Raw genomic sequence first — 15,269 nt, forward strand, 5'->3', positions numbered from 1 at the left:
ATCGCCATCCGGCATTTTATTGTGTGGTTAATCGTCTTCTTCGTCGTCCAGTTCAACTGGCGTCTGATATTCATCCGGCTTGATGACCAGCAGGTCACAGCGTAGATGATCGATAACCTGTTCCGCGGTATTACCAAGAAACGCAGCAGAAATACCGGTACGTCCGACGGTCCCCAATACCACAATACCCGCCTGCAAGTGCTCGGCTAAATCAGGAATGACCTCTTCAGGTAAGCCTTTTTCAACGTGCGTCACTTTCTCATCAATACTGAATTTCTGGCGTAGCGCCTTCATGGCCAGCAGATGCTGTCCACGGATTGCGTCGTTATAAACGCTGGGATCAAATTCAGGCAGTTCAATCGCGATGTTGATTGGAGTGACAGGGTAGGCGCCTACCAGATGCACTTCGGTATGGTTAACCTGTTCTGCAAGCTGTAGCGTCTCCTTGACCAGTTTTTCATTGAGCGCGTTGTGATAAGCCTCTTCACTGGCGAGGTTTACGGCAACCAGTGCTTTACCCCCTTCAGGCCATGGCTGGTCTTTCACCATCCATACCGGACTTGGACATTTACGCAATAAATGCCAGTCGGTTGGCGTAAATATTACGGCTTCGAGGCGGTCGTGTTGGTGCGCCATCTTGAGGACCAGATCATGCCTGGCACTGATGACTTCCTGGATGATGGCTTCAAAGGGTCGGTTATGCCAGACCACTTTAATCTCCAGAGGGATCCCTGCTTCGATGTAGTATTTCGCTTGTTCACGTATCCATGCAGTTCGCTGGCTGATGACCCCCTGACGCATTGCCGTACGCTCATCAGGCGACAGCAGGGTAGTCATTTCATAGGAAAAGTCATAGATCGGCAAAAAGGCTTTAATTTTGCCACCAATCCGTTGATGCAAATAAACAGCTCGCCGTAATGCTGGTTGATCGTCCTGGTTAGGGTCGATGACGACCAGCATATTTTTATACATAGCCATACAGGGTCTCCTTACAACTGTCATCGCAGTTTGTAACTAAAAGAGTAACCCAATAATGTGGTTTGAAACAGGGGAGAACCTCTAGCCAGATCAATAAATTGGGGAAATCTCCAGCTTTTATCTACATCCCGCTCAATTTAAACAATTTTTCTCAGCCTGTAGTGCACCGACTCTTCCGCTCGCTTTGGCAGTAATGCGCTGTAAATTTAAAAAAACTCATCAAGCATCAAGTGAAACTGCAATTTTTTCTCGTCGGGTTGAGGAATGCCATATTGTTGAAAAAGCCTGTTTTGCAGTGAATGTGAAAATTCACCGAGGCAGTTCCAGAGAATAGCGAGATCCTGGTATTGATCGGCGATGCCAACTCGTCCCACATCAAGACACCCCACTATTTCATCATTACAAAAAATAATGTTATCCAGTGAAAAGTCACCGTGAGTAACAACAGGAACAGATGAGAAGGGCAAAAGGGTGTGCATCTTTTCCCAGACCTGTTCAACAGACCAGCCATTGCGTTCATCATCAAAATCTTCGGCATCAACAAGATTATTTTTCATCCGGTTTTGTGCCAGTGTGAGACGAAATTGGTGATTGCTGTTAAAGGGGCAGCTATTTACTGGAATGGCATGTAACCGACGCAAAAATGTCGCCAAAGCATCAACAATATCATTACTCATATCAGGGTGCTCTTCTAACATCTGGAAGGCAGTTTTCCCTGGTATTGCCGTGGTGAGTAGCAATGCTACGTCAGGCGTTCGGGAAAAATGCTTAACGTTTGGCAGAGGGATGTAATCTTTCAACCAGATGAGCCTGACCATTTCATCCGTAATATCATTGGCAACGCTACCGTTACCTTGCTTCAGATATAATTCAGGGGCATCCACTTTGTCGTAAAGTCGGTAGATGGCAGCACCAGATTGACCGACATGGTCACGTGCCCATTTATAGCCATCAAGCTCATGGTCCAGGCTTGAGTTTAATTGCAAACGCGCGCAGGTGCTTTCCCTGTGAATATGATTCATAACATTCCTTTGTCTGAGTATGGATAAACGGCGGGTGCACACATTACAAGTTGATTATTAAAACAGGGAATAACCTCCTGCCAGATCAATAAATCGGGAAAATTTAGCGATTTGACAGAAGGATAACAGAGAGGCTTGCGGAAAGATTACGCAACGTTACGCGTGTGGCCGGCAAGAACCGCCAGCGCGTCGCTGTTCTCAATAGTGATGTATTTGCCTTTCACCGCCAGCATGCCACTTTTCTGGAAACGACCCAGCAGGCGGCTGATGGTTTCAACCGTCAGACCGAGGTAGTTACCGATGTCGCCACGGGTCATGGTCAGGCGGAATTCACGAGGCGAGAATCCACGCTGGGCGAAGCGACGAGACAGATTGTAGATAAAGGCCGCCAGGCGCTCTTCAGCGTTTTTCTTCGACAGCAACAGGATCATATCCTGGTCGCCTTTGATTTCGCCACTCATCAGACGCATCATCTGCTGACGCAGGTTCGGCATCTTACCGGACAGGTCATCAAGGGTTTCGAAAGGAATTTCGCATACCATCGAGGTTTCCAGCGCCTGAGCAAAGCTCGGGTGATGGCCGCTGCCAATGGCGTCAAAACCTACCAGGTCACCCGCCAGATGGAAACCGGTAATTTGCTCATCGCCTTGTTCGGTAATGGTATAGCTTTTTATCGTTCCGGAGCGGATAGCGTAGAGTGATTTAAGCTCATCACCTGCTTTAAAGAGCGTCTGCCCTTTTTGGATAGGCTTTTTGCGCTCGATGATGTTATCGAGCTGGTCAAGCTCATGCTCGTTAAGTGTGAACGGGATGCAAAGCTGGCTGATGCTGCAATCCTGGCAATGGATAGCACAACCGCCAGACTGAATGCGCCGTATAATTCGCTTTTCCGGGATCATAGGTCTGCTCAAGCCGTAATTGATATTTGTCAATTTTAACATCTTTTTGGTGAGCACGTAAGCCTGAGCTACTCCCAATAGAGAATAATTCAGGCATAACTGGAGCGAATGTTTGTATCTGCTTGATTAGCCACACTTAATCTGGGGTCGCATTATGCGGAAGTGTGATGAATAAGGCATTAATTGCCTGGAATCTAGAGTAGCAAATAACCTTCGTGGCGCAATAACCACTCTTTTCGTTGTACACCGCCGGCATATCCGGTCATGGTGCCGTTACGTCCAATGACGCGATGACAGGGGACCACAATGCTTACTGGATTGGAGCCATTAGCTGCGCCGACGGCTCTTGCAGCGCCGGGGCGCCCCAACTGTTCGGCCAACTGACCATAATGCATGACCTGCCCGCAGGGGATAGTGCGTAATGCTTGCCAGACTTCACGCTGGAAAGGCGTCCCAGCGGTTGCCGTTTCCAGCGTGTCAATTATGCTGAGGTTTCCGGCAAAATACTCAGAGAGTTTGTCGCTTAATCCACCAGGATTTTTGGCGGTAATGCGCTGATAACCTTCTGTACGGTAATGAATATCAAGCAATTGTTCCATGCGATCGCTGTGCTGATCCCATTCCACTGCGCGCAGGCGAAATTGCTCATCACAAATAACCCACAGCGGGCCCAGCGGCGTGTCGATGGTGTCTTCCAGTAAGTTAAGCATCCGTTTCTCTCATTACAGCATTCAGGCGAGGCTAAACATTATCACGCCAGTGACCGTCGCAGCTATACCCCTAAAAACGGATATCAATTTGTCGTGAGTAGGTCGGTTCAGCGCGGAGGGTCCGGTTAATTATTGGAAATAACCGTAAACCGTTACCGGTATAGTTGTCGGTATAATAGTGCGCGGTTATGATAATGCTCGTCGCAATACGCTGGAGGATGAAACATGAACCTTGATGATGCATCGCTGTTTCTTGACGCTATGGGGGATGTTCAACCGCTGAAAAAACATGCCGATGTGCACTGGCAGCCCATGCGCAATCTTCGCACTCCGGCGCGTATTGATACGCTTCAACTGGATAATTTTCTCTCGACGGGATTTCTCGATATTGTCCCGTTGAATGTGCCGCTCGAGTTTCGTCGCGAAGGTTTACAGAACGGCGTGACTGACAAGCTGCGAAACGGAAAATACCCGCAGCAGGCGAGCCTTAATCTTATTCGCCAACCTGTTGAAACATGTCGCCAGATGCTCTTTAGCTTTATTCTGCAGGCGCAGCAGGAAGGGTTGCGTAACGTGTTGGTGATACACGGCAAGGGACGTGACGATAACTCCCATGCCAATATTGTTCGCAGCTACGTGGCGCGCTGGTTGACGGAATTTGACGACGTGCAAGCATACTGCGCCGCACTGCCGCATCACGGCGGCAGCGGGGCATGTTATGTGGCATTGCGTAAAACCGCACAGGCAAAACAGGACAACTGGGAGCGTCACGCTAAACGCAGTCGCTGAACGACGTAAACATCAGGCGGCCAGCACTCTGTTCCTGCCTTCGTTCTTGGCTTTGTACAACGCGTCGTCAACGCGTTTGAATAACTCATCGATGCTTTCATTTGTTTCGTGCCGAGCTACGCCAATGCTGACGGTAAAGCGGGGAAGGCCAGGGAGAGTCACTTTGGCCACTGTCGCCCGTATCACTTCTGCGAGATTGAGGGCAATATCTAACGAGGTTCGCGGCAGCAGCAGCACAAATTCTTCACCTCCCCAGCGAAAAATCAGATCGTCCTTTCTTGCACAGGATTCAAGTGTGCGGGCCAGAGCGCAAAGTACCTCATCACCTTTTAAATGACCAAAAAGATCGTTAATGCTTTTAAAGCGATCGGTGTCGATCAACAGCAGGCTGTAATCCTGTGTCAATGACATCGCGTGGGTCTGTTCCGGCTCGGTTACCTGATAAAAATGACGGCGGTTAAGCAATCCCGTTAAGGCGTCACGCAGGGCCGCACGCTCAAGCTCCTGTTCCAGCCGTTTTTGCTCGGTAATATCATGAATAATGCACAACATGAGCTTATTACCGTAGATTTCGATTGGCCCGGCGTAGGTTTGTACGTGCCGGGATGTGCCGTCTGCCAGTTTATGCACAAAATGCAAAGGCTTATGGCCACCGGGAAGATGGGCGATTTCATGCATCACCGGGAGTATATGACGGCCCAGCGTATTGATTTCCCATGTATGTTTCTGGCACATCGTATCATGGCTATAGCCATAAAAATTTAGCGCACTGAGATTTGCATCAACGATCAGCCCATCACGGGACGGATCGATAAGCAACATTGGGGCCGAGTTGGTCTGGAAAAAACGCGCGTAAAATCCCTGTTTTTTTCGCTGATAATTCGCTGAACGACTCGCTTTCAGACCTTGCGAAGTCGGTGTTTCAATGCCTTCGAAAAGAATGACGTCACCTGATTCCGGCAGAGAGCGGATGGACAGGCGGCTGGCCATCGCGACGTCTTCACCTTCGCGGCAAACCGTAAGGATTTCTACAATGTCGTGATGATTTCTCAAATCGCTGAGATACATGGTTAAATCATTCTGGGCATGAGTTGAAAATATGCCCTTGCGGAGTAGAGAAAAGCAGGGGGCCTGCATCAGTTCCCGTGCAACGGTATTAGCGAACACCAGTTCTTCGGTATGCGGCGAAACAATCCACACCGGCAGGGTTAATAAATCCAGTGAATGCAGCTCGGTTGTGCTCATCGATAATCCCGTTATCTTTATCTGCTGTGTTGCCCGTTTAATGGCATCTGTTTTTTATATTACAGTCTCATAATGTTATTGATTGTTGAGGAGACAAAGACTGTACGATTCGCTGCTGCTTAATGTTGCTTTCCGTTGGAATCAATTCATGGATCTGATGCGCAGGCAACGGTTTTGCAAACAAGAAACCTTGCAGCACACCACATCCCATCTGGGTCAGGAGTATTTCCTGCTCCTGGGTCTCTATTCCTTCAGCCACCACTTGCATATTCATGGAGTGGGCTATGTCAATAATAGTAGACACAATCTTTGTATTTTTGCTGTTCTCGCTGATATCTTTAACAAATACTCTGTCAATTTTTAATTCCCGTGCCGGAAGAGACTTCAACATCAATATATTTGAATAACCGGTACCGAAATCATCAATAGAAACGGTGATCCCTAAAGCTGAAAATGCATTTAAGACTTCAGCGCTACGTTTTAAATTTTTAAGTGCTGTACTTTCAGTCAATTCCAGCGTGAGATATGCAGGTGACAGTTGATATTGTGCAAGGGCGCTGCAAACCACATCAACGATGTCATGTTGTTCAAACTGGGAAGGGGAAAGATTAACGGCGAGGGTCCATTCCGCATGGCCCTGTAACTTCCATTGATGTAACTGCTGGCATGCCTGCTGGATAACCCATTTCCCGACCGGAATGATAAGCCCTGTTTCTTCCAGCGCAGGCAGAAACTCTGCGGGTAACAGCATGCCGCGTTCCGGGTGATGCCAGCGTAATAACGCTTCAAAACCGGTCAGGGAATGATCTCCGGCGGTGTATTTGGGTTGGTACCAAAGCTCAAATTGATCGTGTTCCAGAGCTTGTGACAGTTCCTGTAAAAATGTCGGCGGTGTATCGGCGATAGCTTCCATTTCTGGGCTATAAATAGCCCAACCGTTTCTGCCAGCCTGTTTGACATGATACATCGCCATATCAGCCTTTACTTTTAACTCATGCAACGTGGAACCATGCTCAGGATAAATACTGCTTCCCGCACTTAACGAAACCCGAATGGTGTACCCAAAAAGCGTGAAAGGATCGCCAATCGCAGCGGCAATCCGGGTCAGCAGAGCGGTGATATCCTCTTTATTGCAGTCAGGAACCAGAAGAATAAACTCATCTCCCCCCAGCCTCGCCAGCGTCATGGTGTCATCAAGGCAGCTGTAGATTCGCTGCGTACTGGCGATCAGCAACTGATCGCCGATGTGATGTCCCCAGGTATCGTTAACGACTTTGAAGCGATCGAGGTCGATGAATACCAGAGCAAATTGATGCTGATCCAGTTTGGAATGCTGCAGACAGGCCTGTAAGCAGGCATCTATCTGTGTGCGATTGGCAAGTCCGGTCAGTGCGTCGAAGTGGACCTGATGCTCAAGCTGGCAATTAAGTTGATGTAAGTTGTCTGCCAGCCGGGAGGTACGCAGTTGCGAATCCACCATCGACACCACCAGCATGATACCCAAAATAACCAGCGTGACGGCGCAGACCCAGACAGAGAGTTCCAGCGTGCTGAGCCCATTGTGTACAGAGTGTCCAAAATGGGTGAATGTTGCCGCTCCCATCCCGGTGTAATGCATAGAGGCAATCGCCAGCGCCATAATAAAGGCGGCGACAAGCCGATTGATCAGGGCTCGACGGGTATTTTGGCGTAAATGAAACGCCAGCCACAAACCCACACCAGATGCAACGATGGCAATCATCACTGAGAGCAGTATCAGCGAATGACTCCATAGGATGGCAACATGCTCAATGATGGCATACATGCCAACGTAGTGCATGGTGACGACACCGGCGCTTAATATTCCTGTGGCTACGACTAATCGTTTTGTTGAAAGCGTATTACCGGAAATGGCGATATTAATGGCGAGAGTTGCAGAAATGAGCGCAATAAAGAAAGAAAATGCCGTGAGCGAAAAATGGTAATTGATCGGCATACTCATCTTCATGGCCAGCATACCGATAAAATGCATTGACCAAATACCCATCCCTAGCGTAGCCCCGCCAGACAGCCGCCAGAAGGTAGATTGTCGTCGGTTGGAGATTGCCACCTTGCCCGCACTATCGAGAGCAATAAAAGAGGCAATAAACGCGACAACAAAGGAAATCCCAATCAATACAGGGTCCCACGACACGTTCAACATCATACTACCTATCGAAAAAAAGCCGTGGTAATAAATCTAGCAGGTTTTGTCCAGTTAACATGATAACACCGGGAATGTTCTTATGTTTTTACACTGGTATTAGAGGAAACAGGAAAATAGTGAAAATAGCGAGTCATTACTTATATAAACATTCACCAAATTTATAGTTCTGTGCGTTTTATGCTCTCCATGTGCTTGTCATCACAATAACCTGATGCCTGGCGCCATTACAGCCATTTGATGGAATAAAACACTGAACTAACAGAAATAAAAGGTGCAATTTCTTGCCTTAAGTAAAAGGATTGCAGGCTCTCATTGAAAATTCAGCTTTCGTCGCAGAGCAATGGCATTCTGCATTGCAGGTGCTATAAAAAATAATATCTACATGATTTCTTTGTGCACAGGACTAAAATGTTAAATGATATTAGCGTCAGAACCTTCATTATTTTATTTCTGCTCATTTCGGCGGTTGCTCTCAATATTGTTGAGATGATTTTCTCGGCCACGTCGGAAATTATAATTGGTACGAATGTGGTAAGCCTTATTTCTATATTATGCTTATGGTGGTATATGACGAAATACCTGGTCATGCCGATCAATACGGTAAAAAGGAGCATTGAGGAAGTGACGTCTGGGAATCTGGCGATCAGTATTCCAGAGTTTGGTAATAATTGTGCAGGTAGACTAATACCGGGCATCAATAGTTTATCGAGTAATATTTCAACACTCGTTAATGAGATCAGAACATCCTCGCAAACGGCGATGGCGCTCTCTGAACAGCTTGCGGAACGCAGCGCCGAGCTTTCAGTGAAAACGGAACAACAATCCGGAGCATTGATGCAGACGGCTGCTAATATGGATGAGATAGCCGTTAATACGCGAAATAATGCTGACAACACGCAAATCGCCAGCGTCCAGGCAACAGTTGCCACGCAATGCGCCATTCAGGGTGGCGAATTAATGGTGCAGGTTGCGACAAATATGCGTTCAATCACCGAATGTGCACAGCAGATGACGGAAATTATTACGCTAATTGATGGTATCGCATTCCAGACAAATATTCTGGCATTGAATGCTGCCGTGGAAGCGGCGAGGGCCGGTGAACATGGCAAAGGTTTTTCCGTGGTGGCCGGTGAGGTCAGAATGCTTGCACACCGAAGTGCGGATGCTGCTAAGAATATTAAGCAGCTGATTGCGCAAACCCATCAAAATGTTCAGCAAGGTGCAGCTATTGTGCGTGAAGCAGAAAAAAATATGCATGATATTGTCGGTGGTGCCGGTCAATTAAACCAACTGATGGGCGAGATATTAACCACTACACAGGAGCAGGAGAAAGGAATTATCAGAATTACTCATGCACTGGCCGAACTGGAGAATGTAACCCAAAGTAATGCCATTATGGTTGATGAGCTTTCTGATTCCTCAGGTATCCTGAAAAACCAGGTGATTGATCTCCAGTCGCGAACACATAAATTTCGCTTAAGTAACGCTCTTGAGTCAGCGAGATGGCAGCGGGCTTAACCGGACATCTCGATGCAAGCGTCGCAATCGTCGGCGCTTTTTGTATTATCAGATATTTTTATGAATCATTTCAGCACAATGGGACAATGAGATATTGCTTAACATATTCTGACAGCTAGACTAACGAAAAAAGCTGAATGTTTGTGGAGGCGCTGTGGAAGCCATTAAGGGAACGGATGTTAATGTGCCGGATGCCGTGTTTGCCTGGCTGTTGGATGGCCGGGGTGGGGTGAAACCCTTGGAAGATAACGATGTTATCGATAGTCAGCATCCCTGCTGGCTACATCTTAATTATACCCATCCTGAAAGCGCCCAATGGTTGGCGACAACACCTCTTCTTCCCAACAATGTGCGTGATGCGCTGGCAGGCGAAAGTACACGCCCACGCGTCAGTAGAGTCGGGGAAGGTACGCTGATTACACTGCGCTGTATTAACGGCAGCACCGACGAGCGTCCTGACCAACTTGTGGCGATGCGCTTATATATGGATGAACGTCTGATTGTCTCAACCCGCCAGCGCAAAGTGCTGGCACTGGATGATGTGGTCAGCGATCTCCAGGAAGGGACAGGACCGGCTGATTGTGGCAGTTGGCTGGTGGATGTGTGTGATGCGCTAACCGACCATGCCAGCGAATTTATCGAACAGCTGCACGACAAGATTATTGATCTGGAAGATAACCTGCTCGATCAGCAGATCCCACCGCGTGGTTTTTTGGCTTTACTGCGTAAGCAGCTAATTGTGATGCGCCGTTATATGGCACCACAGCGTGATGTCTATGCCCGTCTGGCGAGTGAACGTTTACCCTGGATGACCGACGACCATCGGAGACGGATGCAGGATATCGCTGACAGGCTGGGGAGAGGGCTGGATGAAATAGACGCCTGTATTGCCCGGACCGGTATTATGGCGGATGAAATTGCGCAGGTGATGCAGGAGTCTCTGGCTCGCCGAACGTATACAATGTCATTGATGGCAATGGTTTTTCTTCCCAGCACATTTTTAACTGGGCTTTTCGGCGTTAACCTCGGCGGTATCCCCGGCGGTGGTTGGCAGTTTGGTTTCTCACTTTTTTGTATTCTGTTAGTGGTCCTGATTGGTGGTGTTACTTTATGGTTGCACCGTAGTAAATGGTTGTAACAACAACGTTTTTTAGTGGCTTTTGCGCATGAAAACGTCCTGATTTTTGAGCGAAGTCAATAAACCATCTACCTATTCGGGGCAATATCTCTCTCGCAGGTGAATGCAACGTCAAGCGATGGGCGTTGCGCTCCATATTGTCTTACTTCCTTTTTTGAATTACTGCATAGCACAATTGATTCGTACGACGCCGACTTAGATTAGTCGGCTTTTTTTTGCCCGCAGGAAATCAGCGTCTACCCTAAAAGAGTCAACCTGAATGACTGGAGGGGTATATGACCTGTCTGATTGCAACGTCGAACACTGATTCGCTACCGACCGATCCGGTTCCCATTCCCGATCCCATACCTCGTCCGCAGCCCATGCCGGATCCGCCGCCGGATGAAGAACCGATTAAATTGTCGCATCACGGGCACAGATCTGCGAGGATACGCGCCTGCTGAATGTGAGTTTTTACCGCGAGATTAAATTGTGACCGCTTTTTCAACCCTGAATGTTTTACCTGCTGCTCAACTCGAGAATCTTAACGAGCTGGGCTATCTTGAAATGACGCCTGTTCAGGCTGCTGCGTTACCGGCAATCCTGGCAGGTAAAGATGTTCGCGTGCAGGCTAAAACCGGCAGTGGCAAAACGGCTGCTTTTGGTCTTGGGCTATTACAGCATATTGATGCCGCGCTGTTTCAGACGCAGTCTCTGGTGCTGTGCCCAACGCGCGAGCTTGCCGACCAGGTGGCGGGTGAACTGCGTCGTTTAGCGCGCTTCCTGCCAAACACCAAGATCTTAACGTTGTGCGGTGGGCAACCCTTTGGCGCACAGCGTGACTCCCTGCAACATGCACCACATATTATTGTTGCCACACCGGGTCGTTTACTTGACCACCTGCAAAAAGGCACCGTTTCTCTGGATGCCCTGAATACGCTGGTTATGGATGAAGCCGACCGCATGCTGGATATGGGCTTTAGCGATGCGATTGATGATGTCATTCGCTTTGCGCCTGCGTCACGTCAGACTTTGCTGTTTTCCGCAACCTGGCCGGAAGCCATTGCTGCTATCAGTGGCCGGGTACAGCAAAATCCATTAACGATTGAAATTGATACGGTCGATGCGTTACCGGCGATTGAACAGCAGTTTTTCGAAACCTCCAGCCACGGAAAAATTCCGCTGCTGCAAAAGCTACTCAGCCAGCATCAACCCGCATCGTGTGTGGTTTTTTGTAACACCAAAAAAGATTGTCAGGCCGTTTGCGATGCACTGAATGCGGCAGGGCAAAGCGCACTGTCATTACATGGCGACCTGGAACAGCGCGATCGCGATCAGACGCTGGTTCGTTTTGCCAACGGTAGCGCGCGCGTCCTGGTCGCAACCGATGTGGCCGCACGTGGCCTGGATATCAAATCACTTGAGCTGGTAGTTAACTTCGAACTGGCGTGGGATCCGGAAGTCCACGTCCATCGTATCGGACGTACCGCGCGTGCCGGCAACAGCGGTCTGGCGATTAGCTTCTGTGCGCCGGAAGAAGCGCAGCGTGCCAACATCCTTTCTGAAATGCTGCAACTGAAGCTGAATTGGCTAACTGCGCCAGTTAACGGCTCAATCCTGCCGCTGGAAGCAGAGATGGCGACGTTATGCATTGATGGCGGTAAAAAAGCGAAAATGCGTCCTGGCGATGTTCTGGGGGCTCTGACCGGTGACATTGGCCTGGATGGCGCTGATATCGGCAAAATTACTGTTCATCCGGCACACGTCTATGTCGCCGTCCGCCAGAACATAGCGCACAAGGCGTGGAAGCAATTACAAAACGGTAAGATTAAAGGCAAGACTTGCCGGGTCCGGTTATTGAAATAACTACCCGTTGGGGCGCCTGATGGCGCTCCGCTTATCAGGCCTACAGGCGCTTATGCACGTTGTAGGCCTGACAGACGCTTACTTCACTTCCACCACGTTCAGGCGTAATTCATCCAGTTGAGCATCATCTTCTTCTGGCTGCCAGCCCGCAGGCTGCAGCGGGATCTCTTCACGATCGAACGCTAAATCACCGCCGTTCACAACCTCTGAGCCGTGCTTAATGCCTTTAAAATCGAACAGATTGATATCGCTCAGATGTGAAGGTACAACGTTTTGCATTGCGCTGAACATGGTTTCAATGCGGCCTGGATAGCGTTTGTCCCAGTCACGAAGCATGTCGGCAATGACCTGACGCTGCAGGTTAGGCTGTGAGCCGCACAGATTGCACGGAATAATCGGGAAACCTTTCGCCTCGGAGAAACGCTCGATATCTTTCTCACGGCAGTAAGCCAGCGGGCGGATCACGATGTGCTTACCGTCATCACTCATCAGCTTCGGCGGCATGCCTTTCATTTTCCCGCCGTAGAACATGTTTAAAAACAGCGTTTGCAGGATGTCGTCGCGATGGTGGCCGAGCGCAATCTTGGTGGCACCTAACTCGGTTGCCGTACGGTACAGAATGCCGCGACGCAGGCGAGAGCAGAGCGAGCAGGTCGTTTTGCCTTCTGGGATTTTGTCTTTGACGATCCCGTAAGTGTTTTCTTCGACAATCTTGTACTCAACGCCCAGCTGTTCAAGATACTCTGGCAGAATGTGCTCCGGGAAACCGGGTTGTTTTTGATCGAGGTTAACCGCAACTAAGGAAAAACTGATCGGGGCGCTTTGCTGCAAATTACGCAGGATCTCCAGCATGGTATAGCTGTCTTTCCCGCCGGAAAGGCACACCATAATGCGATCGCCGTCTTCGATCATATTGAAATCGGCAATGGCTTCGCCCACGTTACGACGCAGACGTTTTTGCAGTTTGTTCAGGTTGTATTGTTCTTTCTTTGTAACTTGTTGATTATCTTGCATTCTTACCGTTCTCAAAAACCAAAAGGGGCATATAATGGGCAAACTTCAATCACAGGGCTAGTTGGTTATTCAACATTGCAACCCGATCGTCATTCATTTCTTCAATCCATGTACTGTAGACGTCGTACACTATTTGCGCGTTTTCATGCCCCATCTGATTAGCTATAAATGATGGGTTCGCTCCAGCCGATTACTGCCAGCAGGCAAAAGTATGCCGCGTATGGTACGGATTACGGCGACGAATACCAGCACGTTTTACAGCTGAGTTCTATCTGGCACCGATGTTACTCATAGAGTAGTAAGATTTTTGCTCTTCGTGACCAGACCAGAATAAACTACGAACAGCATGATTGAATAAAGGTACATGGCCCCGGACAGGAAGCAATTAATCAGCTGAAAGCAGATATTGAAGCGCTGAAGAAAATTGTGGAGCAACTTACCGACAGATAATTCAGTTCTGAACTATCAACGAGCAATGTCAGGGAGCGAAAAACGCAGGGTGTGGCGAACTGCCGCAACCATGCCGTATGCAAGAGCATGGCTGCGGCCGACCGGCAAACGTCCGATAGTGCGAGTATAGAATGATTGCCAGTCACAGCGGATGGTACTTAAGCAATATGACGGTTCAAGGTGCTTAATCTGAAACCAGCCACATATCAGCCTCTTCAAACATTTCTTGAACCGTTCGGCTTACCTGTTCTTTTTCATGCTTGCTGGCGTCAGTGTTGATCGCCGGAAGTGTCATCATCGGTTTAACCCGAACTTCAGCATCGGGGAAGATCCGATGAACCCTCTTGGTCAACTCGCCCAGAATAATATCTTTTGCGCCGGGCAGACCATCAAAATTCCTTTTATCATAAACGAGTTCCACGAACATTGCTTATCGCTCATTTGCTGGGTTTATATACAGTATTTATACTCTGTTTTTACCTGGGTTTCAAGAGAGGACGTAATGTTGTCGCGACGTAGCGATACATCAACGCAGGAAAGCGAGAGCCGTACCATCGATATTATCTGTGCATCGAACTGTCATTTAGGATAGTCATGTAGGATAGATGCGTAGAAACATAGGGTCCATTATGTAATATATCTTTTTGCGGACCGATTTATTCTTTTTGATTATCCTCATTTAAAAAATGGTAATGATACCCTCATCGCTTAACGGGTTGTTTAAATGACGCCTTGCCAGGATTGGGGTTATTTGTTAAATTGTCTGCATAATCGTTAAATACATTAAGTATTACACGGACGTTATTTGTACAAAAAATAAATGATGGAGTTAAAATGAAGTGTGTGTTAGCACTAATGTTGAGCATGGCATTGTCAGGATGCACAACAAATGATTGGTTGGATGCCGCCAGTGGGATAATGCAAGCTAAAGACAAAAATGAAAAAGACGCAAGAAATAAGCGCATAAAAGCAGCAAATAAGGCTGCAGGATACTAATTTATAAGCAATTAATCTATTCCTCTATTATCTTAGTTGATATAAGAGGAATGGTATTCTAATCTTCCTTATTGGCTAAATATTCCCCTATCTCTCGCCTGTTGTCAGGAGATATAGCCAAAATGTTTTTTATTCCCATTCTTATCGAATGCCACATAAAAAGACATTGTCTCTGCATCTTTTCTTAAGGTGTAGTTGATGCAAGTCCCATTGATTTCCGGAATATTTATCTCACTATCTGGTTTTCCACCTGCGGCAAAAACTGTAGATTTTGTCGCATTAGGGGCGTAGGTTGCTTGCACAAGTGGATCATTATCAAATTTCATAAAACTGAAACTACAGGCGCTTAATAAAGGAACAAGTAAGTTTGCCTTTTGCGGCAACGTGCTGAATGTTCTGGCGGGAAAAATGTCAGCACATTTAGGACAGGAATCGTGGGGGATAAGGCGTAGAAACAAAAAGCCCGCAACGATGTGCGGG

15 protein-coding genes and 1 pseudogene are annotated in these 15,269 nt (G+C 48.0%); 6 read left to right on the forward strand and 10 right to left on the reverse strand.

Features of this window, described 5'->3' with window-relative positions; genetic code table 11:
- Nucleotides 1-27: 27 nt before the first annotated feature.
- From uspE to ogt, 4 genes are all read right to left on the reverse strand, one after another.
- Complete coding sequence (gene uspE, locus LY264_RS12115; RefSeq protein ID WP_003833229.1) at nt 28-978, reverse strand: universal stress protein UspE; 951 nt, start codon at nt 976-978, stop codon at nt 28-30.
- Between the two features lie 206 nt (nt 979-1,184).
- Nucleotides 1,185-2,000 (reverse strand): APH(3')-I family aminoglycoside O-phosphotransferase, encoded by an 816-nt coding sequence (locus LY264_RS12120; RefSeq protein ID WP_048223939.1) that lies wholly within the window; start codon nt 1,998-2,000, stop codon nt 1,185-1,187.
- Between the two features lie 146 nt (nt 2,001-2,146).
- Nucleotides 2,147-2,899: a fumarate/nitrate reduction transcriptional regulator Fnr gene (gene fnr / locus LY264_RS12125; RefSeq protein ID WP_003020397.1), complete on the reverse strand. Its 753-nt coding sequence runs from the start codon at nt 2,897-2,899 to the stop codon at nt 2,147-2,149.
- A gap of 194 nt (nt 2,900-3,093) precedes the next feature.
- A complete protein-coding gene (gene ogt / locus LY264_RS12130; RefSeq protein WP_008784895.1) occupies nt 3,094-3,609 on the reverse strand; it encodes a methylated-DNA--[protein]-cysteine S-methyltransferase in 516 nt (171 codons plus the stop codon).
- A gap of 225 nt (nt 3,610-3,834) precedes the next feature.
- On the opposite strand from ogt, the gene smrA reads away from it, so the two are divergent.
- Entirely contained in the window at nt 3,835-4,398 is a 564-nt protein-coding gene (smrA, locus tag LY264_RS12135) for a DNA endonuclease SmrA (protein WP_048216290.1), read from the forward strand.
- Nucleotides 4,399-4,410: 12 nt separating this feature from the next.
- Here the strand turns inward: smrA and LY264_RS12140 are convergent, their stop codons facing one another.
- Entirely contained in the window at nt 4,411-5,643 is a 1,233-nt protein-coding gene (locus LY264_RS12140; protein ID WP_008784893.1) for a GGDEF domain-containing protein, read from the reverse strand.
- A 67-nt stretch (nt 5,644-5,710) separates the two neighbouring features.
- Nucleotides 5,711-7,825 carry a putative bifunctional diguanylate cyclase/phosphodiesterase gene (locus tag LY264_RS12145; RefSeq protein ID WP_048223936.1) on the reverse strand — a complete coding sequence of 705 codons (2,115 nt, stop codon included), beginning with the start codon at nt 7,823-7,825 and terminating at the stop codon, nt 5,711-5,713.
- Nucleotides 7,826-8,236: 411 nt separating this feature from the next.
- Here LY264_RS12145 and LY264_RS12150 point away from each other — a divergent pair, with 411 nt between their 5' ends.
- The 4 genes from LY264_RS12150 (at nt 8,237) to dbpA (ending at nt 12,329) form a co-directional block, all read left to right on the forward strand.
- Nucleotides 8,237-9,346, forward strand: coding sequence for a methyl-accepting chemotaxis protein (locus LY264_RS12150; protein ID WP_071692408.1), 1,110 nt, complete (start codon nt 8,237-8,239; stop codon nt 9,344-9,346).
- Between the two features lie 154 nt (nt 9,347-9,500).
- The gene (gene zntB, locus LY264_RS12155; protein ID WP_032943570.1) at nt 9,501-10,484 is read left to right on the forward strand and encodes a zinc transporter ZntB; all 984 of its coding nucleotides are present in this window, start codon (nt 9,501-9,503) and stop codon (nt 10,482-10,484) included.
- A 275-nt stretch (nt 10,485-10,759) separates the two neighbouring features.
- The gene (gene ynaL / locus LY264_RS25920) at nt 10,760-10,927 is read left to right on the forward strand and encodes a proline-rich small protein YnaL (protein WP_095533097.1); all 168 of its coding nucleotides are present in this window, start codon (nt 10,760-10,762) and stop codon (nt 10,925-10,927) included.
- 28 nt (nt 10,928-10,955) lie between these two features.
- The gene (gene dbpA, locus LY264_RS12160; protein ID WP_048223933.1) at nt 10,956-12,329 is read left to right on the forward strand and encodes an ATP-dependent RNA helicase DbpA; all 1,374 of its coding nucleotides are present in this window, start codon (nt 10,956-10,958) and stop codon (nt 12,327-12,329) included.
- Nucleotides 12,330-12,407: 78 nt separating this feature from the next.
- Here the strand turns inward: dbpA and ttcA are convergent, their stop codons facing one another.
- The 3 genes and pseudogenes from ttcA to LY264_RS12175 all read right to left on the reverse strand — a co-directional run bounded on the left by ttcA (nt 12,408) and on the right by LY264_RS12175 (nt 14,220).
- A complete protein-coding gene (gene ttcA / locus LY264_RS12165; RefSeq protein ID WP_048223931.1) occupies nt 12,408-13,343 on the reverse strand; it encodes a tRNA 2-thiocytidine(32) synthetase TtcA in 936 nt (311 codons plus the stop codon).
- A 49-nt stretch (nt 13,344-13,392) separates the two neighbouring features.
- A pseudogene (locus LY264_RS12170) lies at nt 13,393-13,656 on the reverse strand (tyrosine-type recombinase/integrase); the annotation flags it as partial.
- A gap of 321 nt (nt 13,657-13,977) precedes the next feature.
- Nucleotides 13,978-14,220, reverse strand: a complete 243-nt coding sequence (locus LY264_RS12175; protein WP_048223925.1) for a DinI family protein — start codon at nt 14,218-14,220, stop codon at nt 13,978-13,980.
- Nucleotides 14,221-14,627: 407 nt separating this feature from the next.
- Between LY264_RS12175 and LY264_RS12180 the strand changes: the two genes are divergently transcribed.
- Nucleotides 14,628-14,789 carry a hypothetical protein gene (locus LY264_RS12180; RefSeq protein WP_165612486.1) on the forward strand — a complete coding sequence of 54 codons (162 nt, stop codon included), beginning with the start codon at nt 14,628-14,630 and terminating at the stop codon, nt 14,787-14,789.
- Nucleotides 14,790-14,893: 104 nt separating this feature from the next.
- Here the strand turns inward: LY264_RS12180 and LY264_RS12185 are convergent, their stop codons facing one another.
- The gene (locus tag LY264_RS12185; protein ID WP_128317125.1) at nt 14,894-15,115 is read right to left on the reverse strand and encodes a hypothetical protein; all 222 of its coding nucleotides are present in this window, start codon (nt 15,113-15,115) and stop codon (nt 14,894-14,896) included.
- Between the last annotated feature and the right edge of the window lie 154 nt (nt 15,116-15,269).

This window comes from Citrobacter portucalensis, assembly GCF_023374935.1.
GTDB classification, from domain to species: domain Bacteria; phylum Pseudomonadota; class Gammaproteobacteria; order Enterobacterales; family Enterobacteriaceae; genus Citrobacter; species Citrobacter portucalensis.